This window comes from Fonticella tunisiensis (assembly GCF_004364155.1).
Classification (GTDB): domain Bacteria; phylum Bacillota; class Clostridia; order Clostridiales; family Caloramatoraceae; genus Fonticella; species Fonticella tunisiensis.
This window is the reverse complement of the sequence record NZ_SOAZ01000008.1, coordinates 81,188-103,467: the sequence shown is the minus strand read 5'-3', so window position 1 is coordinate 103,467 and position 22,280 is coordinate 81,188. Positions and strand designations below refer to the sequence as shown.

The window sequence follows — 22,280 nt, the reverse complement described above, 5'->3', positions numbered from 1 at the left end:
TTAAAAATATATTTACTTTATCGTAACATCCCTAAAGAATTTCTAAAACGCGAGGTGGCCAACAAGCTTAGTCAATTCGTTAAACTAGTACACGTTCAAATATAACGAATTGACACTTTAGCTTTTCAGCCACCTCTTCTCTTAGAAATTCTAATTGTTTCGCCAAAATTTTATTACAATATTTTCGTGATTTCCTATGGTTTGTTTCTTAACAATATGTCAAAATGTCAGAAAAATCCTGCAAACCTTCTCTTTAAAAGTCCACTTTTTAAAAATTTTACTGACCTTCAACAGCCTGCGCCTTCTTAGCAAGATAATCCTGCATTCTAAGGTCATCCTTGAAGTATACATCATAGATCTCTTTCGCAACACCTGCCGCATAATTTCCGTGACCTCCGTCATATATGACAGTCACTACAACGATTTGAGGGTTATCAAGTGGCGCAAAGCTTATAAACCAGGCATAGTTATCTCTATACTGTTCTATCTTATCTGATCCTGGCTGGGCAGTGCCTGTTTTACCTCCTGTCTTTATCGGGTATGTGCTGTAAATTACTCTTGCCGTACCTCCAAGCTCCTGTGTAACCTTTCCCATACCTTCAATTACCATGTCCACGTTTTCTTTTTTTAAGTTGATTTTGCTAAGAACTTCCGGTTCAATTTCCTTCTTAATGGAACCATCGGAGTTTAAAACCCTTTTAACCAGATGGGCCTTATATCTCGTACCTCCATTTAAAATGCTTGCAAGGTACTGAGCCATCTGCACCGGAGTTAAAGCTACATAACCCTGTCCCATAGCCATATTTAGTACATCTACTTTATTTATTGCATTTTTCCTGACAAGCTCTATTTTGCTCTTAATATAGTTTTTAGCTGCCTTATTGGTGTATCCCAACTCATTAATCTTCTTTTCGTCATAACTACCTTCCACAAGCATATTGAATAACTCATCGTAGTATGCTGTTCCATACTCTATTGTATAACCACCGTATTTCGAACTTTTTAAAGTGTTGATTATATCTTTCATTACACTTTTGGCCATATTCTTCCTTATTTCCTCTGGAGTTCCAACACTTCCCGTAGATTCATTTATTTCAATACCCGTACTTGGCCTCCTATTGTTTTCATCCCTTGTCAATCCAAATTTCCTGGCCCATTCAGCAAATCTATCAAACCCCAGCCTGTTACCAACTTCATTAAAGAAATAATTGCATGAAACCTTTAAAGCCTCAACAACATTAACAGTTCCATGTCCAATACCTTTGTCTCCATATATCCAGCATTTGATTGGAGGCGCACCCTTTGCATATTCATATGTACCATCATCATAAACTGTTGTGTTCCTGTTAATTACGCCTTCTTCAAGGCCTACAATTGCAGTAAATGGTTTAAATGTTGAGCCAGGTATTACAGCGCCCTGAGTTGCATAGTTAAACATTGGCCTTGGAATTGTATCATATGGGTCGTTGTTTAGCTCTTCAGGATTATCAAGGAGATATTTTTTAATAATTTCATCGTCCTGAGGTCTTCCAGATTCTGCAAAATAGTTTGGGTCATATCCTGGCCTGCTTGCAAGCACAAGTATCTCTCCCGTGTGAATATCCATTGCTACCACAGCACCTCTCTGAGCCCTAAACCTTTCAGCAAATCCTCCATCTCTTATCCTGGCCATGATATCATCAAGGGCTTTTTCAGCAGCAGCCTGCATATCTATATCTATGGTCGTTACTACTGTGTCACCTGATATAGGTTCTATATTAGCAGCTTCTTCTATAACTCTGCCTAATTTATCTACTTTTACATAACTTACTCCCGGTTCACCCCTAAGTTGTATACCATATTCATTATGCTCCCTATTTTCCAGCGCATACTCCAGGCCACTTACTCCCACAAGCTCCTCACTTACGTCATACCCCAACCTTTCATAGGCCTCAGCGTTGCTTATTTTCCCCATATATCCAAGAAAGGCAGATCCAACTTCTCCATATGGATAATATCTTATTGGGTTTACCTGACTCGTTATTCCATAAAGCGTATTGCTCTTTATCTGTATCTCCCATACCGTTTCCTTAGAAACGTTTTTTGCTATATATACATCCTTATATTGCCTATATTCAGCGCTTTTTAGTAAGTATCTTAAAGCAACAACTCTATGAAGCTTTTCAGTATCCTCTTTAGCTAAACTATACTTATATGTAATCTTGCCATATTCATCTATCGATACAAGCTTGTATTCCTCGGCAATCCTATAGAAGGCTTCTTCAGCATCGTAATTCGGATTAAAGTCTGCAAGATATTTTTCATCAAAGGTTTTTATTTCATCATTTATTTTATCTTTGCTTATTGTTTTAAGCTTATTATCCATATTCTCTATTAGCGAATAATCGAAATTCTTATCAAAACTTGTTTTGATGTCATTATTATCTTTAAAGTTTTTTATTTTTTTATAAACATCAAACTTGCTATCTGAAGAAAAACTATAACCAAATTCTTTTGTTATTGAATCATAATTAATTGGAAAAGTATTTATAATCAGCTTACTCTGGTCATTGTTTTGATAAATGATATTTATAAATTCTATCAAACTTTTATTCAATTCATCTTCATCTTTTTTATTAGCTGGATAACTATAGGTAATTGCAAAACTAAGCTTGTTTGTAGCAAGTTTTTTACCATTTCTGTCTAAAAGTTCTCCACGTGGTGCTATTTCTGTTTTAGGTTTTTCTCCCATAGCTTCTGCCATTTCTCTATAGTAATCTCCGTTTATTAATTGTATATGTACAAGCCTTGATAAAATTATACCAAACACCAGCATTACCACAACGAGAAAGGCAGTAATTCTATTAAACTTTTTTTTCATAAGAATCATCCTTATTTAAAATTTCCAGTGGTGCTTCAATATCCTCAAGGAATCAAATTTCAAAACAAGCTTATAAATAAGTATGCTAACAATCGAGTTATAAATAGCTTCAAGCAAAATTATACCAAGAGCATATTCTCTTATGTTAAATTTGTAGGACATTATATGAAAGAAAAAAATATATATAAAACCTTTAATATATGTTAAAATGAAAGTAAAAAAAGAAGGAATCATGATACTGTCTTTATATATTCTCCTCTGAATAAATCCTACAAGATATGCTATTAATATGTAAATTAAAGTATTTAAACCAAATAACCCGGGGAAAAGGGAATCTTTAATTACCCCGGTGAATAAAGCAACTATAACACTTTCAACGCTATCCCTTATCAATGAAAAGCATATGATATATACAAAGACTAAATCAAGGCTGGTGCCCATAATTGATATACGGGCAAAGACGGCTGATTGAATCATTATTATAAAAATTGAAATCAAGAACAGAAATAAAAACTTCTTCACATTCTTTGGCTCCTTTTACCTTGTTATTACAAATACCTTCTCAACGCTGGAAAAATCAACAGCTGGCTTTAATATAGCCGCTTTTTCAAGGTTAGGCTTCTCATTTACCAAACTCTGTACTGTTCCGATTATAATTCCAGCAGGTATAAAAACGCTGTCATCCTTTATGATGTTTGAAGTAATTGCTATATCTCCCTGCTGTGCTTTGGAATCTACTGGAAGATAGTTCATTTTTGCGGCCCTTATATAATTATTATTTGATTGCATGCCTGTAACTATTCCATCTTCGCCGGCAGATGAGAGCCTTGCAGGTACGTTGATTCTCTCATCCAGTATAGTCATAACTTTCGATGTGTTGTAAGTTGTCTCTATTATCTTACCAACAAGGCCATCGTTTGTTACAACATACTGCCCTTCCGCTACTCCATCAGCCTTTCCGACATCAATTATAAGAATATCAAACCAGTTTTCACCTGATTTTCCGATGACGTTCGCACCTACAAACTTTAAATCATTTCTCTGATTCTTAAATCCCAGAAGTTTATTTAGCTCTTCATTTTGTCTTTTATAGGTATCATATTCTACTAATTTTTGCTGAAGACTTTTAACTTCAGACTTCAATCTTATGTTTTCAGAATAAGCAGTTGAAACTGAGGATACAAAATGAAATATATTACCTATCCTTTGTCCTGCTGCATATATATACTTTTGTATCGGAGCTATTATCGAAGTAACTACTCCAGGTACTGCACCTGTATTTTTTCTTGCGTTTGCAGTTACTCCTATGAAAATTGTAAATGCAAGACAAAGAACAAGTACTATGGTAAGTAACTTGTTCTTTAAAAAATTCATTTAGATTCCTCTCCTATCTGGTCCTATCTGGATACTTGATATGAAACATAACCTTTTCCTGAATCAAGTTTATCAAAATAATCCAACGCCTTTCCAGCACCTAAAACAACACAGTCAAGGGGGTTTTCAGCTATATTTACTGGCATATGAGTTTCCTTGTTGATTAACTTATCAAGCCCCTTAAGCAATGCACCTCCACCGGTTAGCATTATACCTCTATCCATAACATCTGCGGCAAGTTCAGGTGGAGTTTTTTCAAGTGTAGATTTAATTGCATCTATAATAGCAGTGACAGGCTCTTTAATTGCAGTTCTTATCTCCTCGGATGATATCGTTATAACCTTTGGAAGTCCTGATACAAGGTCTCTTCCTTTAATTTCCATAGTCTTTTCTTCTTCTTCAGGGAAAGCCGATCCAATTTGTATTTTTACCTGCTCAGCAGTTCTTTCACCAATCATAAGATTATATTCCCTCTTTATATATGCGACAATTGATTGGTCAAGTTCGTCTCCAGCAATTCTAAGTGACTTGCTTGTTACAATACCCTGAAGAGAGATAATGGCTACCTCGGTTGTTCCTCCTCCTATATCGACTACCATACTTCCAGTAGGTTCATTAACAGGAAGTCCTGCACCAATTGCAGCCGCCATAGGCTCTTCCATCATATGAACCTTGCTTGCCCCCGCCTGCATCGTCGCCTCGTAAATTGCCTTTCTTTCTACTTCTGTCACACCTGATGGGAAGCATACGATAATTCTTGGCCTACCTCCAATAATTCCCTTCTTTGTAACTTTCTCAATGAATTTTTTGATCATCATCTGTGTTATGTCGAAGTCTGCAATAACTCCATCCCTTAAGGGTCTTATCGCCACAATATTTCCAGGTGTCCTTCCTATCATCTCTTTAGCTTCGTCACCAACCGCCAATACTTCCTTTGCATTTTCTTTCTTAATTGCCACAACAGATGGTTCTCTGAGCACTATTCCTTTGCCCTTTACATAAATTAAAGTATTCGCAGTACCCAAGTCTATTCCAATGTCCTTGTTAAATCCAAATAATGCCATTTTGTCTACTCCTTCCAATTAGTTCAAATTATATTATTTATATTATGCCCTTTTCTTTAAGGCTTATATAGTTGCCATCACCTATGATGATATGGTCAAGAAGCTCTATTCCAACGAGCTTTCCAACTTCCCACAGCCTTTTTGTTATGCTTATGTCTTCCTGGCTTGGAGAAGGATCGCCAGAAGGATGGTTATGGCATACAATTATTGATGAACTAATCTTTCTTATCGCTTCTGAATAAACTTCCCTTGGATGCACTATAGAGGAATTTAAACTTCCTATAGATATGTCTTTAACGTCTATAACAACATTTTTAGTATTTAGAAAAATGACCTTCAAATGCTCTTTGTTTAAATATCTCATATCCTCCATAACCAGCCATGCCGCGTCTTCTGGTTTTCCAATCCTTGGGGCCGGACCCGATCGAAAACTTCTGAGCCTTCTCCCAAGTTCTACTGCAGCTTTGATCTGAGCAGCTTTGGCGCTTCCAATACCTTTTATACTGCTCAACTCCTGCACAGAACAGCTGCATAGAAACTTAAGGCCATCGTAGGAACTTATTAATCTGTTTGCAATATTTATTGCACTTTCTGACTTTGTTCCAGTTCTTAATATAATAGCCAGGAGTTCAGCATCAGAAAGGGCTTCAGGTCCATTTTTTATAAGCCTTTCTCTGGGCCTGTCGTCAAGGGGTATATCCTTAATCAAAAGGTTTTTATTTCCCATTTTTTACTACCTCGGTTAAAATATTTATTCCAAGTTCCCCCATCATCGTATATAATTTATAAACAGGAAGCCCCATTACATTAAAATAGCATCCATCAATTTTTTTTACAAATAAACCGCCAAGGCTCTGTATGCCATAAGCACCAGCCTTGTCTATAGGTTCGCCTGTTTTAATATAATTCCATATTTCATCATCGGATAGTTCTTTAAAATAAACTGTTGTTTCCTCGTAGTCTGCAACCTCAAGTTCATTAATATTATCTACAATGCATATGCCAGTCACTACTTTGTGACTGCTGCCGCTTAGCTCCCTGAGCATTTCATATGCTTCATTTTGAGATTTTGGTTTTCCAAATATTCTTTTATCCTTTACAACAACGGTATCAGCGGCAATTATTATGCTGTCACTGGGAGCCTTTGATATAACATCCTTTGCCTTCGATTCTGCCAGCTTACATACAAGCCTTTGGGGCTGGTCATCTACTAATGATTCTTCAAAATTAGAAGGAATAACTTCAAATTCAAGCCCCAAGTTTTTAAGTATTTCAATTCTTCTTGGTGAAGAGGATGCTAAAATTAACCTTTTCACATAACCACCTACAACTTTTTATAGATAAAATATCCCATTATCATTCCCAGTAAAGATAGCAGGTTTATATTAAAGTTAATTCCAAAAGTAAAAGACACTAGCCTGAGGTTTAATACTACTGGCTGTGACATTCCAACAGAAGTGTAATTTTTCAGGAAAGATAGAAGGCCAATATTCTGCCCTAAAAGCTCCCCAATCAGTCCTCCTGCAAGTCCACATAATAAAAGCAAAAGAATTAACAAACCTGTACCTTTACCAGGCCGCCCCCCCATATGTATCCCCCTTTATAATTATTGAGTAATTATTCAATTTTTAAACAGGCAAGTTAAATTTTCTACTTAAATAGTTTAACATTTAATGTTAGTCTGTACAAGTCATTTAAAGTTTTAATAAAAAACTTTCACATATTTTTAATAATATAAAATAAAAAGGACCTTTACAGCCCTTTGATTCATAAATTAGCGCTTATACGCTCAAGTCCTCGTAAACATACTCTTTAATTCAACTTAATACTTCAGATGTAAATATATTTTTAACAATTCCTCTAATCCCTCTGCTTTCAAACATATACCAAAACGTCTTTTAAGGATAAAATTAGCTCCACTTGAAACAAAATTCACCACAAGATTTGAAAACAGTTTCAATATTAAAAATCTAATCTTAAGCTAAGAAAGCTTTTATATTCACCTTAACGTTTTGCAGTATCTAAGGGTCGATAAAAAAATATATGAAATTCACATTTTTTCAAATCCCGAGCCTTAGAACTTCTTTGCTAAGCGTACTGGTGAATGAAATATATTTTTTATCGCAGCGCCTACCTGTATATATTTTCTGCTTTTTGCCAATGGGCTTTTCAGAGTAGTGCAAAAAGTGAATTTAGCCCATTGTATTAAAGGAGATATTGCTGTGTAAAATCTTTAAAAAAGTTGTAAAGCATTATAATTTCCTCAGAAATTATCTGGTTGGCGCACTCTCTGTTATTCGAATTCATACTGGAATCAAATTTAGTCATCCTTTCCATGAAAGAATTATTGAAGGAATCCAGATTTGATTTAATGTCGTTTTTTATATTTAAGTCCATTACCTTTTCATATTTTTTTTTAAGCATTAAAAGGGCATCGTCGGATTTAATATCCTTAATCTGAGATGAATCACTAGCATATTCTGCCTGGGCTTTTATAATTCCTGATACAGCCGTCAAATATTCCTTTATAAATTTTAATTCTTCCTTACCATCTTTGTCCAAAAGTTTAAGATTTACCTCATTTATTAATCCATTATAGCCTGCTGCCTTTAATTCTTCTTTCCTTTTGTTTAATTCGTTTGCATCATCAGAATATCCAACAACAATCCTATACTTTTCCTGATCCTGCACTAAAGCTGCAGCAAAACCCCTTTCTTTTAATCCATTAACTAAAAAATTTGCATTCTCCTTGTTTGAAAAAACTCCCGCCTGTAAATAATAAAGACTATTAGTTTTTTCTATTTTATATGCAGATACGGTACTCTTATCGTTTCCCGCAAGGCTTCTTTCAATTTGGGGTATAATAATAAATCTTGTAAGTAAATTTCCTATTAAAAGGGCAAGAAGCGGCAGCACAACAAAAAATTGTATAATTAGTTTCGCCGTTTTTCCATAATATTTTTTTTGTATGTCCAGCCTCGTATATCTCATATTTTTCCCTCCCGTTTTATTTTGAAATGAATTGATTTATTAAAAAGGTTTACGTTTATTTATATACTTAATTTATATTAAATAGCACACCAAAAAATTAAAAAAGAGCGAAACCAAAATCGCTCTTTTTTGAAAAATATTTCTTATAACTTTATATCCCACTTTAAAAGCCAAAACTGGCATGGTAAATTTGTAATTTTTAATTTATGTGCTTTAAACCTAATACCCCAATTCCTCTTTAACAAGTATAACTATTCCTCGCCCTTTGACGTTTTGTCTGTAGGTCACTACGTAGTAGTTGCATATTCTATCACCCGATGAACAATCCATACATACTCCAGTTTCTGTACAAGGTGTTTTACGGGACAGCCTTTTACAATTTTTAGGTGCTGCACAGTTTCTCACCCTATTATAGGCTTCGTTTAGATCCCTGACAATTTTGTTGTACCCTGCAACAATAATTACCTTCTTAGGACCAAAAATCATAGCTGCGGCTCGATTGCCTGTTCCATCCAGGTTTACAAGCTCTCCATTTTCAGTAATGGCATTGCTGCTTGTTATATAGTAGTCAGCAAAAAAGCTATCCCTGAAAACCTTCTGTATTTCATCAGGAGTTAGACCCTCCTTGTATCTATCAAGAAGGTTTAAATCGCACTTTCTCAAAGCCTCTACCATTCCTGAATCAATTACGGTCATAGACCCTCCAAAGGAAACTGTACTGCCTTTCTCTATCAGGTCAATTACTTTAGAAAGAGCTTCTTCTTTACTTTCAACTATATAAACATCATAATTCTTTTTTACAAGGGCTGCCTTTGTTCTCTCAAGTTTCTTTTCAATATACCACACAGTATTTTTGTCCACCTTATATTCCCCCTTTTTTTTCAAAGATACTTATTCCCATCTCTTCTTTTAAATTGACTCCCTGTGTGATACGGGTCAGTTTATAATGATTTTTTACCCAGAATCGCTGTGCAACTAAATTGTCTTTCATTACCATGGCACAAAAATTTTTGATTGAGTAGTTGCTTTCAAAATACTTTTCAAAGCAACTAATAACTCTGGATCCCATCCCCTTTCTTCTATATTTTTCTAATAGTACAAAAGACAGTATACACAGCTCTTTTGGATTTTTGTTTTCAATTCTCCCCTTTATAATTCCTATCATTACGTTGTTTTGATAAATGCCACAGAAAAACTCCATTGAATTTATAAGAGTCTCTATATATCTTTGCTTTAAGTCCTCTATGCTTATCTCTGATTTTCTACCAAGAGCCTGAAGATTATCACGTGATTCATTTATGCAATCCAGTACCAAACCAAGTTCGTTCATTTCGATGTTTCTAACAACTATACCGCTGCAGTCAATATTAATAGGTATCATATCATCACCTAATTCCCTATAACTATATATATTTATCATTATTCTATATTTTTTATCAAAATCCTTTTTAATTTAATTTATTTTAATTTTCAAACTTATAAAACATAAAAAAAAGACCGGAAACCCGGTCACTTGGTGCGGAGAGCGGGACTTGAACCCGCACGGGATACCCACACGCCCCTCAAACGTGCGCGTCTGCCGATTCCGCCATCTCCGCCTGACATAACTAATTTTATCAGCTCGATTAAATGCTGTCAATATTTTTTCAAAATATTTTTGTTGTAGTTATGAAAGTACTTCTATTACATTCGCTGGCTGTACAAAAACTTATATATCTTATAATTTTTTTTAACTTTATAAACATAACTTTTGGTTTCAGAAAAGGGAATATCTTCGATTTTTAAATATCTAGTGCCATCACTTTCTTCCCTTAACCACTTCCTTACATTACCTTCTCCACCATTATATGCAGCAAGTATAATATCAATATTTCCATCAAAATCCTTGTAAAGTTTTGATATATAAAAACAACCGTATCGTACATTAGTATCAGGATCATAAAGTGTATCTGCATTAAATTCCTTTTCACCTATGAGTTTTGATATATACCTTCCTGTTTGAGGTGTAATTTGCATAAGCCCAATGGCACCCTTGCTGGACTTTGCATATGGATTAAACTTGCTCTCAACTTTTATAAGAGAATACACAAGCCTTGAATCAATATTATATTCAGTAGAATATTTTTCAACTATGTTGCTGTAAATAACAGGATAGAAGAATTTCATAATATTTTTAACATTCAAAACTAGCACGAATACTACGATCAAAACCACAATAACTGCTTTTTTAAACATTTAGCCCCTCCATCGAACATATTCCTTTAATCACTCTGTCAACCTCCCTTCTGGTGTCTTCGATACTCCCGCTATTATCTATTATAAAATCAGCGTACTTCTTCTTTTCACTGAATTTCATCTGGGAAGATATTCTTTTTTTTGCTTCTCCTTTGCTTAACCTATCTCTGTCCATTAGCCTTTGAAGCTGAGTTTTATCATCCACGTAAATTAACACGACATAATCTACTATGTCAGTAAATCCTCCCTCTATCAGTAAAGGTACATCTATAACACAGCAGCTTGTGTTTCTCTCCCTCAAAGCTTCTATCTGTTTTATGATTTCAGCTTTAATAACAGGATGTGTTATCATGTTAAGTTTTTTAAGTTTTTCTTTATCGCTAAAAACAATATCGGCTAACCTTTTTCTGTTCAAAGTGCCGTCATGATTTAATACATCATCTCCAAATTCACTGATAATTCTATTAAGCACAGGGCTCCCCTTCATAACTATTTCTCTTGCAATTATATCTGCATCTATAACAGGTATGTTATATTTTCTTATCATATTCGAGATTGTACTTTTACCGGAAGCTATGCCTCCGGTAAGTCCAACGATAACCATTACATCACCTACTTAGCATCATACCAGTTGTTTCCTTCATTGATATCCACTATTAGGGGAACGGAAAGTTTTACCGCCCCTTCCATTTCCTCCCTTACTAACTTTTTTACATATGCCAGTTCATCTCTGTGTACTTCAAGAACCAACTCATCATGAACCTGTAAAATAAGTTTTGACTTGAGCCTCTCTTCTTTAATTCTTCTATAAACTTTAACCATGGCAATTTTTATTATATCTGCAGCAGTACCCTGTATTGGAGTATTCATTGCCAGTCTTTCTCCAAGGGATTTTACATTTTTGTTTGATGATTTAACCTCTGGTATATATCTTATTCTATTCATCAAAGTCGTAACATATCCTTTTATCTTTGCAGTATTTATTGTGTCTTCCATGTATCTTTTAACCCCGCTGTATCTTTTAAAATAGTTTTCTATATATTTTTTTGCTTCCTTACGCGATATTTTCAAATCTTTAGAAAGCCCATAATCGCTTAATCCATATACAATACCAAAGTTTACAGCCTTTGCCCTGTTTCTCTGAAGGGTTGTTACCTCATCCATTGGTACCCCAAAGACTTCAGAGGCTGTTCTTCTATGTATATCCTGTCCCTGCTTAAAGGCATCAATTAGGTTTTTATCCCCTGATATATGAGCCAGGACTCTAAGTTCGATTTGTGAATAATCCGCTGAGACAATTATATAATTGTCATTTTCAGGTATAAAGGCTTTTCTTATCCGCCTTCCCTGTTCCATTTTTATAGGTATATTCTGAAGATTAGGCTCTGTACTTGATATTCTCCCCGTAGCAGTAACAGTTTGATTAAAGCTTGAATGTATCTTTCCATCTTCATTTATGCTGCTTAAAAGGCCGTCAATGTATGTAGATTTAAGCTTTACAAGCTGCCTGTAGCTTAAAATCTTTTCAACGATGGCGTGTTTATCCGATAGTTCATCAAGCACCTCTGCATCCGTTGAATATCCAGTTTTGGTCTTTTTTATAACCGGCAGCCCAAGCTTTTCAAACAATATCACTCCCAGCTGCTTTGGAGAATTTATGTTAAACTCCTCTCCAGCAAGATCGTATATTTCGCCGGTAAGACTGTCTATCTCTTCGCTTAAATCAAACCCAATCTGTCTGAGAGTTTCCCTATCAACTTTGAAACCTGTAATCTCCATTGAAGCCAAAACCTCGATAAGAGGCATTTCAACTTTCCTTAGGAGTTCCAGCATACCATGAACTTCGATATCCTTAAGCATTTTTTCCTTTATAATTTCTAGATTGTTAACAAAAAATGCTGTTATACTGTTGATATTTGCACCCTCTCCTTCATTTATTGTTATACCAGCATAATTTCTGAGGAGGCTTGATATTTCATACCTGTTTTCAGAAGGATTCAGTAAATATGAAGCAATTTCCGCATCAAAATCAAGATTTTCAAGTTTTATACCTGCTTTATTTAAAAATAGATAGGCCTGTTTTGCTCCAAATGTGTTTTTCTCGATTTTCGGTGATTCAAATATTCCTTTAAAGCATGATATTTGTTCTCTTTTAATAAAATAACCTCCATCAATTATCATACCTTCAACAGTTTTGTCGATTGATATAAATACAAAATTCAGTACTCCTTTTTTCAAAACATTCTTTAATATCAATTCAATGTCATCAGCTTCTTTTATTTCAGGGAACTCTATGCCAGAAGTATCTTCTCCATTCTTATCCTTTAACCTATCTAAAAGGCTTTTAAATTCATATTCTAAAAATAATTCTCTAACTCTATTAACATTTATGTTTTCTACCTTTATGGATTCTATATCCACATCAATAGGGGCGTTCCTGTCTATAGTAGCAAGTTTTTTGCTGAAAAAAGCATCCTCCCTATGAGTTTCGAGATTTTCTTTAAGCTTTTTTCCTGACACTTTATCCAGGTTGTTATATAAATTTTCCAAACTTCCAAATTCACTTAAAAGTTTTACAGCAGTTTTTTCTCCAACGCCTGCAACACCAGGAATATTATCGGACGAATCTCCCATTAGCCCCTTTAGATCAATAATTCCCTCAGGAGTAACGTTGTATTTCTCTTTAATTGCCTTTACATCATATACATCAATGTCAGTTATTCCTTTTCTGGTTATCATAACTTTTGTGTAATCCGAAACAAGTTGAAGTGCATCTCTGTCCCCCGTAAATATTATAACTTCAAGGTCATTAGACTCATACCTTTTAGCTATTGTCCCTATGATATCATCAGCCTCATAACCATCCATTTCAAATATTCCAATGTTAAACGCCTTTAAAAGTTCCTTTGCAGGCTCAATCTGCTGTGCAAGCTCATCAGGCATTTTTTTTCTGCCCGCCTTATAATCTTTATACTCAATGTGTCTGAAGGTAGGAGCCTTTCTATCAAAGGCTGCTGCAATATAATCGGGTTTAATATCGTTTAATATCTTTAAGAGCATAGTTGTAAAACCATATATTGCATTGGTAGGATGGCCCGTTGAAGTTGACATGGGAGGCAATGCATAAAAAGCTCTGTTTAACAGACTGTTGCCGTCAAGTATCACTAACTTTTTCTTTTTCAAAGCTATCTCTCCTTTATAACAAATAACTCTAGAAATATGTCTGTAAGTTACTCACATTATCTTTTTGCACAGATTGTTTATAAATAAGGCTATTAAATTATTCGTATCCATATAAGTACATTATATATAAACTAATAGAATATGTAAAAACATACATAAAAAAAGTAACCATCAAAGAGTTACTTAATATTAATTTTTATAACTTTATATACTCCTTCTTCTTCTATTGATTTTAGCCTCTCCTTTGATATAGCTGCATAGTTAACGTCAGGTATTATATTCTTTTCATCAAGCATCTTTTTCAATATTTCAAAATCAGAAACTTTTATTTTATACAAATTGCTTTCGAGCAATATGCCTCTGCTTTTGATAAAATCTAAGGCTTTTTTGTTGCTGTTGTTGATGTCTATCTCAAATGCGTAATCTCCTCCGAAATTTAACGCATTACCACTTAATCCCCTCTTCTCTTTGGAATCTTTTGGCTGTGCCTGCTTACTAAAATCCGAATTCTCATTCAAAACAATTTCTTCGTTTTTTTTCTCTATATCTGCAGCACTATTTACTGCACCTGTACTTTGTTTCTTATATTTTCCGGAGAAGATGCCGGATATCATACTTATAATTATTACAAAAATTATCACTGCAGCAAAGGCAGAGCAGTGGCGTTTAATCAATTGAAGTCTGGTCCCTCTGTTTCTGTATATTGCTTCCATTATATTGCTATGCAGCATGGAAGGTTCATTCTCTTCAAGATCTGCAAGCATTCCACATTCTATATCATCGTTTTTTTCAAGTTTATCAATATATTGTTCCAGCTTCATGATTTCACCTCCTGATTATACCGCATTTAATTAACTCGGCCTTTAATGCTTCCCTTGCCCTGCTTAACCTTGATTTTACGGTACCAACCTGAATTCCAAGTACGTCTGAAATTTCCTGATATGATAGGCCGTTAATATCTCTAAGAAGTATAATTGTTCTAAAATCATCATTCAGGGCCATTATACATCTTTTTATGTCCTGCCTAAGTTCCCTGTTTTCAATCAAGCTCTCCACCTTTTCCACAGACAAACTCTGTTCAGGAACATCATCAAAGCAAGTACAATTTTTCTTTTTTTTAATGTAATCCATGCATGTGTTATATGTAATTCTATATATCCAGGTTGACAGCTTGCTTTCCCCTTTAAACCTATCTATGGATTTATATATCTTTAAACATGCTTCCTGGGCAGCATCCATTGCATCTTCGCTGTTTTTTAAAGTATAAAAGCAGAGGTTGTATATCTTCTTCTCATATAATATAAAAAGTTCCTCAAGGGCCTTCAAATCTCTACTCCGGCATTTTTCAACCAGAGTCACTTCATCCATATTCCTCCCTCCCCTGATATTCTATCTGTATAATAATCATTGAAATTCTGTTCATCCTCTAATTAATCTTCTTTACGAATGCTCAATAACTTTTATAATATTTTACCATACTGAACACTTTTAATCATCAAAATGCTCTTACAAAGGATAGAAATCGATAAAAAACTCATATGAAATTCTTAAATATGTTGATATAATATATACGAAAGGAGGAATACTATGAAATGGTTATATTTTATAATGACATTTATAATTCTTTATGCTGTTTCACTTGGTCTTTATCAACTGATTAAAATGTTTATTCTGAACAAATACAGAATAAATAAAAGAATTGTATTTGTAATTTCAATGGTTATTTTATTGTTGCAGATTATATTTTCTAATGTGCTGAGCAAATATGTGGTTTTACAGTTTACATTTACTATACTATTTATTGTTTTTATGTTCACATATATGGAGCTATTAAAAAGGGATAGAATAGAAAAAAATAAACCCGTAGTTGGCAGGCCAAAACCAAAGCCAGGCAGAATAAAAAACATGAATAATAAGTAGAGGCTTCCTATTCAGGAAGTCTTTTAAATAGGCTTGCAAAATATAAAAAAATATGATAATATATAAAAGTAGCTTGCCGCTGTGGCGGAATTGGCAGACGCACACGACTCAAAATCGTGCGGGAAACCGTGTGGGTTCGAGTCCCTCCAGCGGCACCATTATTAAAAAAGAACATTGGATAAAATCCGATGTTCTTTTTTATTTACGCCGATATGTTATTCTTATCCTTTGCATTTTCTCTTTCTGCCTCCCTTGCTGCATAGCAGAGGGAAGCAAGAAACCAGCCTATTGCAGCACCTATATACAGGCATATAACATGTTCAAGATTAAACATTGTCCACTACCCCTTTAATTCTTCTTTACCTATAATATGCCTATATATATTTTTTGTTAACTTCATTCTTTATCATTTGGATCCCTATTCTTACAGATTGAAACCACATTCTTATTTTTAAAATATTTTCTATAAATATACCATGCTGCAAACCCCAAAATGATCATCCATATGATATTAGCGGCAATAAATATTATTAATCTTTGAACACCGACAATTAAATATATTGCTGAATTTACAACTCCTCTTGATATAGCCTTAAAAAAATCGCTTCCTTTGATTATGCTTATTTTGTTTTCCTTTATAATTTCTTTTTTATTAGCACTTATTAAAATAGTAACATACTCAATCTGTCTATCCCACATTTTTTTCATAGCCTCAAGGGATTCAATTTCGCCCCTTAGTTTATAAAGTTCCTCCTGCACCTTTAGTATATCCTCTACCCTGTTTGCCTTTTTTAATATTTCAAGTATCTGTGCTTCCTGGGCCTTTAAATTTTTAAGCCTTGCGTCGTTATCCGTATAGGCCTGTGTAATATCCTCAGTCCTTGATTTTTTGTTCTTAACCTCATAGGTTTTATCGATATACTCCACAAACTTTTCAGCTTCTTGTTGTGGAATTCTTACTGTAATGCTGCAGCCGTATTCATTTATATCTTCATTTTGTATATATCCACCCATTGTCCTTGCTTTGTCCTGGATATCCCTTGAGAGTATTTTTAAATCCTCAACCACTACATATATTTCATAATTCTGTGTTATTTTCCTACCATTCTGCTCTCCAGATGATACATCCCTAGCCTCATTTTTTGTAACTCCCTGATTACCAGAACTCACTTTTTGCATATCCGATACTGCGTTATTAGCCGATCCAGATTGCTTTTTGAGCCCACATCCAGCCGAAAGCAACAATATAATTCCTAATATAATAGCCAGAGCTTTTTTGCTCATGTTACGCCTCCTTAGTTTTAATTCTATTTATTTGACTATTATATTAGCCTTTTTGTTCCATATTAATTAAATTTTGCCACATAAAAAACCCGCTGAAAAGCGGGTTATAAGATTACATGTTAAATGTATTTAAAAAATACTTTGTAAGCCTTGTAAGCTTCATAAATATCGGCTTTGCTTGCAATTTCCCATGGTGCGTGCATGCTTAAAAGAGCAACACCACAGTCCACAACTTCCATTCCATATTCGGCCAGTATGTAGGCGATTGTACCACCGCCTCCCTCATCAACCTTGCCAAGCTCTGCCGTCTGCCATGTAATGCCATGTTCATTAAATACATCCCTTACCTGTCCCATAAATTCAGCATTGGCATCGTTTGAGCCGGCCTTTCCTCTTACACCAGTATACTTTGTAAGAACAATACCTTTTCCAAAGTATGCTGCGTTCTTCTTCTCGAGAACTCCTGGATAATTTGGGTCATGCGCTGCAGTAACATCCGATGACAACATCTTTGAATTTGCAAGTGCACGTCTTAGCTTTAATTCGCTATACTGGCCGGTAAGCTCCATTATTTCCGCAACAACATTTTCAAAGAACCTTGAATGCATTCCTGTAGCACCATTGCTTCCTATCTCTTCCTTGTCAACAAACAGTGCAACACATGTCTTCTCAGGTTTTTCAATTTCAACTATAGCCTTAAGTGAAGTATATGCGCATACCCTATCGTCATGTCCATAGGCCATAACCATGCTTCGATCAAGGCCTACGTCCCTTGATTTTCCTGCAGGTACAACTTCAAGCTCTGCAGTTACAAAATCCTCTTCAGTCATGCCATATTTTTCATAGAGATGCCTGAGGATATTTAACTTGACCCTTTCCTTTGCCTCTCCGTCTTTAACTGGTATGCTGCCAAATAATACGTTAAGATCCTCACCTTCAACCCCCTCAGAAAGCTTCTTTACCATTTGTTTTCCGGAAAGGTGTATAAGAAGGTCGCTTATGTAAACAACTGGATCGTTTTCATCTTCACCTATAACAACTTCAACCTTTTTTCCGCCTTTTTTCATTACAACACCGTGTATGGCAAGTGGGATGGTAACCCACTGATATTTCTTTATTCCTCCATAGTAGTGAGTTTCGAGCATCGCAAATCCTTCATCCTCGTATAATGCATTTGGCTTAAGGTCAATTCTTGGAGAGTCTATATGTGAACCAACTATGTTAAAGCCTTTTTCCATTGGCTGCTTTCCTATAACAAATAAAGCAACAGCCTTTCCCCTATTTACTGCATATACCTTATCTCCCGCATTTAGCTTCCTAGCCCCTGATACTGCTTCCTCAAGGGATATGTATCCATTTTTCCTGGCTATTCTTACAATTTCATCTGCTGCCTCCCTTTCAGTCTTTGATACGTCCATAAACCTTTTATAACCCTCCGAAAACTGCATCACTGCATCCAACTCAGCTTCATTAAGTTTATCCCATATAAGACCGTATTTTTTCGTTAACCTTTCCAGTTTTTTTATTTCCATAATTTTCCCCCTTCAATATCTATTTAATCTTTTTTATATTTTACAATAATAAATTAAAAAAAACAAATTAAAGCCATTTTTTTCTCTTAAAATATATAAACAGTACAAGAGAAACAAAAGCCATAAGGCCCAGGGAATAAAAATAGCCATATTTCCACGATAACTCTGGGATTTTAAAATTCATACCATATATACCTGTAATCAGGGTTAACGGTGAAAAAAACATGGCGACAATGGTAAACAGCTTCATTAACTCGTTTGTTTTATTGGCAATCTCTGCCTCAAAGGCCTCCCGTACAAGCACTATATATTGAACAAGACTTTCCAGTGAAAAGATGAGCTTATTTATCTTTGAATTTATTCTATGAAAATAATTTATGCTTCCACAGTCTATTACTCCATTTTCATTTGAAAGCAGATTATCTCCAATGTATCTTAGCGGGGCTATACATCTTCTTAAAGTATGAACCTGATGCCTTAGGTGCAAAAGTGCATGAACAAACTGCTTATCTGGATTTTTCATTATTTGTATTTCAAGGGAATCCGCAACGTTCTCCAGTTTATTTATTATGTCATAATCGTTTAATATTAACTTGTCAAGAATGTAATAAAGTATCTTTGAAGGAGACATTCCCTTTGAAAAAACGACACTATTTTTATAATTTAGAAGTTCATCCTCGAGTTCCTTTATTATTTTGACATCATGTCTTGAAACAGTAATAATGTATTTCCTTCCCAAGAAGATATTGAATTCATCTGGAGCTACAATTCCCTTTTCATATTTTAGTGAATTCAGTACAAGGAAAACATATTCATCAAAGAAATCAACCTTTGCAACCTGGCTTATACTTTCACATTCATCAACCGTTGAGGGATTGAATTCAAAGATATGTTTATTAAGTTTTTTAAGTTCATCAGGAGTTAGATTAAGCCAGTAAAACACATCCTTATTGAAATCAATTTCTTCCTTCCTTATTTCCTCTATTTCACGTTTAAGGGAGTATATTTTCATCAATTATCACCAGTATAGATTATACCCCTTTCTGTAATTAAATAATCCATTTTGACATCATGTTCATCCGCATATACATCTTCAACCATTTGAATACTATAACAAACTCCTGCCTTTATTCCTTTACAGTCCTTCAGAAACCTGTCATAATACCCGGCACCATATCCGATTCTATTACCGTTTCTGTCAAAGGCAATACCAGGTACAATGATCATATCAATTTTATCCTTATCAACTACATTTTCTCCAGAAGGTTCAAGTATTCCAAAGGAAGTCCTGCTGAGTTCATTCAATGAATTTATTTTGCATGGAAGTATTTTAAAGCCATCCTTTATAGTCTTTGGAAGTATAACGTCTTTTCTCTTTTCAAAACAATAATCTATTATATCCCAAGTTTTTACTTCATTTTTAAAAGATGCATAAATCATCACCATTTTGGCATCCTTAAACACATCCCAATTTACGATTTTGTTATAAATATCTTCATTCCACTTCATTAATTTTTCTTTATCAATGTTTTCACGCAGGAATAGCATCCTTCTTCTTATTTCTCTTTTCATTTAATCACTCCTAAGCAATAATACCTGAGATTAAAAGGCTTATTGTAGAACAGAAAAAACCATAGAAAGTTTTCTTCTTATTACTTCTCTGACTTTAAAATGCTCATCCATATTATCCTTGTATGAACTACTAACCTGACATTATTTCAATTTTATTGTTTTAACAGGAGTATAAATTCTTTTATTACCTATTTGCTCACTTTTCATTATTATGACGCTGTCAAAAATCAAATTATCAATACAAAATCCGCAAAGCTCCTCTTGAAGTATTTTAAAGGGTTTATTTAGTTTTACATTCTGTGCAATTGTTACATGGGGTGTATAATTTCTTTCAGATTTAAAACCGTATTTGACAGCGACTTTCTCTACTGCCGCGGCCAGATTATACAGCATATCCTTTTGCCCTTCGACTCCAAGATATATAGTTCTTATAATATCCTCCTTTCCAAAGGCATTAATTCCCATTATTTTTAGTTTGAATTTTTTCATTTCATTTAACTCCAAAAGCAAGTCGTTATATATAAGCTCTACAGTTTCTTCCTCTACTTCACCTAAAAATTTCAAAGTTAAATGAAAATTATCAATATGCTTAAATCTTCCCCTTTCGCTATTTTTTTTAATTATATCCTGAACTGTTTTAAGCTTTTCCCTTGCGCTTTTATCAAACTTTAGAGTTATAAAGATTCTCATGGCTTTACCCCCTTTTATAAACGTTCGTAATTATATATTAGCAAATATTTTATAGGCGATGTAGTGCTTGTAAAAAGATGCAAATTTGATTTGTATAGAAAAAGTGGGCATAATCCAAAAGATTATACCCACATAAACAATTAATGATCTTACATGACCCTTCCAGGAATTATCAAATTAATTAAACCTATTAGAAGTGCACCAATTATAGCACCCCACATTGTAACCGTTACACCAGCAACAAAATATTGAGTTAAATAAATGATTATTGCTGCCACAATGAAACCTGTAATTCCCCGTCCAAAGGGCGTAGCATCGATTTTAAATACCATCTCCACAAGATAATCAAGAACAGCAATAACCACAGCTGCCAGAATTGCAGTTCCCCAGCCAGCTACAAAAAATCCTGGCACCAGGGCACTTACTATTAACAATACAATAGAGTTTACAATTATTCTAATTATTAACCCTAAAATTCCTGGCCTTCTTTCATCCATTTCCTTTGCCATAAATTCACCTCCATCACTATTATTTGTAAGAATTAATAAAATATACGAAAACCGAACAAAAAAATAAAAAAACCCTCAAATGAGGGTTTTTTTATGGCAGTCCTATGGGGATTCGAACCCCAGTTACCGCCGTGAGAGGGCGGCGTCATAACCACTAGACTATAGGACCATCATGGTGACCCTATGGGGATTCGAACCCCAGTTACCGCCGTGAGAGGGCGGCGTCATAACCACTAGACTATAGGGCCACGCTACATTAATAAGTTTATCATAAATTTTTAATTTGTCAATACAAAAATTCCCGACATGCCGCTACCTGTTAATTTCACACCCGCCACCTGGCAGGTGGGTGTCCTGTGAAAAGCTTCTGTCTTTCTGAATATCGTAAAACTCAGACATGACATCTACTTTTCAACTCCGGACTCCCTAATTCATTTTGTCGGTTGAAATTACAGGCTCTACGGACATCTCAGGATTCATCGTACTTTTATTATATATGAATTTTCTCGAATTGTTAATAGGAAATTGATGTTATATTAGCCACTTTCCATTTATCTTTTGCAAATAAATAATCGGTCAAGGGGGTATGGGTTATATGACTCTATTTATAGGAGTCAATCAAAAGTCCCTTTATTTCTTCAATCTTATCAGCAATTTCAATTGTTTCCTTCTGTTCCTCAATTAAGTTTTTAGTAAGTTCATCCAGTTTTTTATTTATAATTTCTATTCTTGTATGTACTCCATAATTAAAGGGTCCGGGTTCTCTTTTTAGCACATATATATTTTTAACTATAAATCCTATGTATTCTTTAACCTTTCTTTTGTATTCCTTTGCATCCTCGACACTTCTGGTGGAGATTAGCCTCTTACCAATGTTTTCAATATCCTTCAACATATCCTTAAGCCTCTCCTCGGTTTGCTCACGATTTGCAAGATCTAAAGCCACAGAAAAACAATTGGTTTTTGATGCTTTTTCGAAGGTAACGTTTTTCATATCCCTTCTTCCGCTAATTCTATTTACTCTCATGATAAGCCTCCTGAAGAATGGTCATTGAGGTTTAAAACC

At 34.6% G+C, this 22,280-nt stretch carries 24 protein-coding genes, 4 tRNA genes and 1 other RNA gene; 2 read left to right on the top strand and 27 right to left on the bottom strand.

All coding sequences use genetic code 11. From position 1 onward, the window contains the following. Positions 1–277: 277 nt before the first annotated feature. The 16 genes from EDD71_RS06515 to EDD71_RS06440 all read right to left on the bottom strand — a co-directional run bounded on the left by EDD71_RS06515 (position 278) and on the right by EDD71_RS06440 (position 15,075). On the bottom strand, positions 278–2,860 hold the full coding sequence (locus tag EDD71_RS06515; RefSeq protein ID WP_166636366.1) for a penicillin-binding transpeptidase domain-containing protein: 2,583 nt from the start codon (positions 2,858–2,860) through the stop codon (positions 278–280). A 15-nt stretch (positions 2,861–2,875) separates the two neighbouring features. After that, complete coding sequence (gene mreD, locus EDD71_RS16100; protein WP_423244806.1) at positions 2,876–3,337, bottom strand: rod shape-determining protein MreD; 462 nt, start codon at positions 3,335–3,337, stop codon at positions 2,876–2,878. A gap of 60 nt (positions 3,338–3,397) precedes the next feature. Next, a complete protein-coding gene (gene mreC / locus EDD71_RS06505) occupies positions 3,398–4,234 on the bottom strand; it encodes a rod shape-determining protein MreC (RefSeq protein WP_133627938.1) in 837 nt (278 codons plus the stop codon). Positions 4,235–4,257: 23 nt separating this feature from the next. Next, positions 4,258–5,298: a rod shape-determining protein gene (locus EDD71_RS06500; RefSeq protein ID WP_133627937.1), complete on the bottom strand. Its 1,041-nt coding sequence runs from the start codon at positions 5,296–5,298 to the stop codon at positions 4,258–4,260. A gap of 37 nt (positions 5,299–5,335) precedes the next feature. Next, positions 5,336–6,025, bottom strand: a complete 690-nt coding sequence (radC, locus tag EDD71_RS06495) for a RadC family protein (protein WP_133627936.1) — start codon at positions 6,023–6,025, stop codon at positions 5,336–5,338. Continuing rightward, positions 6,015–6,614, bottom strand: coding sequence for a Maf family protein (locus tag EDD71_RS06490; RefSeq protein WP_133627935.1), 600 nt, complete (start codon positions 6,612–6,614; stop codon positions 6,015–6,017). Before EDD71_RS06490 ends, radC begins: the two co-directional genes overlap by 11 nt. 8 nt (positions 6,615–6,622) lie before the next feature. Then, the gene (locus EDD71_RS06485; protein WP_133627934.1) at positions 6,623–6,886 is read right to left on the bottom strand and encodes a DUF4321 domain-containing protein; all 264 of its coding nucleotides are present in this window, start codon (positions 6,884–6,886) and stop codon (positions 6,623–6,625) included. Positions 6,887–7,503: 617 nt separating this feature from the next. Then, on the bottom strand, positions 7,504–8,289 hold the full coding sequence (locus EDD71_RS06480; RefSeq protein ID WP_133627933.1) for an SPOR domain-containing protein: 786 nt from the start codon (positions 8,287–8,289) through the stop codon (positions 7,504–7,506). Positions 8,290–8,508: 219 nt separating this feature from the next. Continuing rightward, entirely contained in the window at positions 8,509–9,150 is a 642-nt protein-coding gene (locus EDD71_RS06475; protein WP_133627932.1) for a lactate utilization protein, read from the bottom strand. Position 9,151: 1 nt separating this feature from the next. Beyond that, positions 9,152–9,709, bottom strand: coding sequence for a GNAT family N-acetyltransferase (locus EDD71_RS06470; RefSeq protein ID WP_133627931.1), 558 nt, complete (start codon positions 9,707–9,709; stop codon positions 9,152–9,154). A 94-nt stretch (positions 9,710–9,803) separates the two neighbouring features. Beyond that, positions 9,804–9,887 (bottom strand) — tRNA-Leu (locus EDD71_RS06465). 85 nt (positions 9,888–9,972) lie between these two features. Further along, positions 9,973–10,524 carry a lytic transglycosylase domain-containing protein gene (locus tag EDD71_RS06460; RefSeq protein ID WP_133627930.1) on the bottom strand — a complete coding sequence of 184 codons (552 nt, stop codon included), beginning with the start codon at positions 10,522–10,524 and terminating at the stop codon, positions 9,973–9,975. Then, positions 10,517–11,128 carry a dephospho-CoA kinase gene (gene coaE, locus EDD71_RS06455; protein WP_133627929.1) on the bottom strand — a complete coding sequence of 204 codons (612 nt, stop codon included), beginning with the start codon at positions 11,126–11,128 and terminating at the stop codon, positions 10,517–10,519. The genes EDD71_RS06460 and coaE overlap by 8 nt, the downstream gene beginning before the upstream one ends. An 8-nt stretch (positions 11,129–11,136) precedes the next feature. Further along, positions 11,137–13,707, bottom strand: a complete 2,571-nt coding sequence (gene polA / locus EDD71_RS06450) for a DNA polymerase I (RefSeq protein WP_133627928.1) — start codon at positions 13,705–13,707, stop codon at positions 11,137–11,139. Positions 13,708–13,886: 179 nt separating this feature from the next. Then, positions 13,887–14,528, bottom strand: a complete 642-nt coding sequence (locus EDD71_RS06445) for a hypothetical protein (RefSeq protein WP_133627927.1) — start codon at positions 14,526–14,528, stop codon at positions 13,887–13,889. 4 nt (positions 14,529–14,532) lie between these two features. Beyond that, a complete protein-coding gene (locus EDD71_RS06440; protein WP_133627926.1) occupies positions 14,533–15,075 on the bottom strand; it encodes an RNA polymerase sigma factor in 543 nt (180 codons plus the stop codon). 219 nt (positions 15,076–15,294) lie between these two features. Here EDD71_RS06440 and EDD71_RS06435 point away from each other — a divergent pair, with 219 nt between their 5' ends. Both EDD71_RS06435 and EDD71_RS06430 read left to right on the top strand, forming a co-directional pair. Beyond that, positions 15,295–15,627 carry a hypothetical protein gene (locus tag EDD71_RS06435; protein WP_133627925.1) on the top strand — a complete coding sequence of 111 codons (333 nt, stop codon included), beginning with the start codon at positions 15,295–15,297 and terminating at the stop codon, positions 15,625–15,627. A 75-nt stretch (positions 15,628–15,702) separates the two neighbouring features. Further along, positions 15,703–15,785 (top strand) — tRNA-Leu (locus EDD71_RS06430). A 44-nt stretch (positions 15,786–15,829) separates the two neighbouring features. Here EDD71_RS06430 and EDD71_RS15920 read toward each other — a convergent pair. From EDD71_RS15920 to EDD71_RS06380, 11 genes are all read right to left on the bottom strand, one after another. Further along, entirely contained in the window at positions 15,830–15,961 is a 132-nt protein-coding gene (locus EDD71_RS15920; protein ID WP_279233009.1) for a hypothetical protein, read from the bottom strand. Positions 15,962–16,023: 62 nt separating this feature from the next. Next, complete coding sequence (locus tag EDD71_RS06425; protein ID WP_133627924.1) at positions 16,024–16,911, bottom strand: DUF4349 domain-containing protein; 888 nt, start codon at positions 16,909–16,911, stop codon at positions 16,024–16,026. 119 nt (positions 16,912–17,030) lie between these two features. Continuing rightward, positions 17,031–18,443, bottom strand: coding sequence for an aminopeptidase (locus EDD71_RS06420; RefSeq protein WP_133627923.1), 1,413 nt, complete (start codon positions 18,441–18,443; stop codon positions 17,031–17,033). A gap of 67 nt (positions 18,444–18,510) precedes the next feature. Beyond that, positions 18,511–19,455, bottom strand: coding sequence for a magnesium transporter CorA family protein (locus tag EDD71_RS06415; RefSeq protein WP_133627922.1), 945 nt, complete (start codon positions 19,453–19,455; stop codon positions 18,511–18,513). Next, positions 19,455–20,015, bottom strand: a complete 561-nt coding sequence (locus EDD71_RS06410; protein WP_133627921.1) for a 5-formyltetrahydrofolate cyclo-ligase — start codon at positions 20,013–20,015, stop codon at positions 19,455–19,457. The genes EDD71_RS06415 and EDD71_RS06410 overlap by 1 nt, the downstream gene beginning before the upstream one ends. Positions 20,016–20,156: 141 nt before the next feature. Further along, the gene (gene thpR, locus EDD71_RS06405) at positions 20,157–20,705 is read right to left on the bottom strand and encodes an RNA 2',3'-cyclic phosphodiesterase (protein WP_133627920.1); all 549 of its coding nucleotides are present in this window, start codon (positions 20,703–20,705) and stop codon (positions 20,157–20,159) included. Positions 20,706–20,854: 149 nt separating this feature from the next. Beyond that, on the bottom strand, positions 20,855–21,214 hold the full coding sequence (locus tag EDD71_RS06400) for a phage holin family protein (RefSeq protein WP_133627919.1): 360 nt from the start codon (positions 21,212–21,214) through the stop codon (positions 20,855–20,857). A 94-nt stretch (positions 21,215–21,308) separates the two neighbouring features. Beyond that, positions 21,309–21,383, bottom strand: a tRNA-Glu gene (locus tag EDD71_RS06395). 4 nt (positions 21,384–21,387) lie between these two features. Further along, positions 21,388–21,462: transfer RNA gene (locus EDD71_RS06390), tRNA-Glu, on the bottom strand. A gap of 46 nt (positions 21,463–21,508) precedes the next feature. Continuing rightward, positions 21,509–21,693, bottom strand: a non-coding RNA gene (gene ssrS / locus EDD71_RS06385) — 6S RNA. A gap of 122 nt (positions 21,694–21,815) precedes the next feature. After that, positions 21,816–22,241 carry a YaaR family protein gene (locus EDD71_RS06380; RefSeq protein WP_133627918.1) on the bottom strand — a complete coding sequence of 142 codons (426 nt, stop codon included), beginning with the start codon at positions 22,239–22,241 and terminating at the stop codon, positions 21,816–21,818. Between the last annotated feature and the right edge of the window lie 39 nt (positions 22,242–22,280).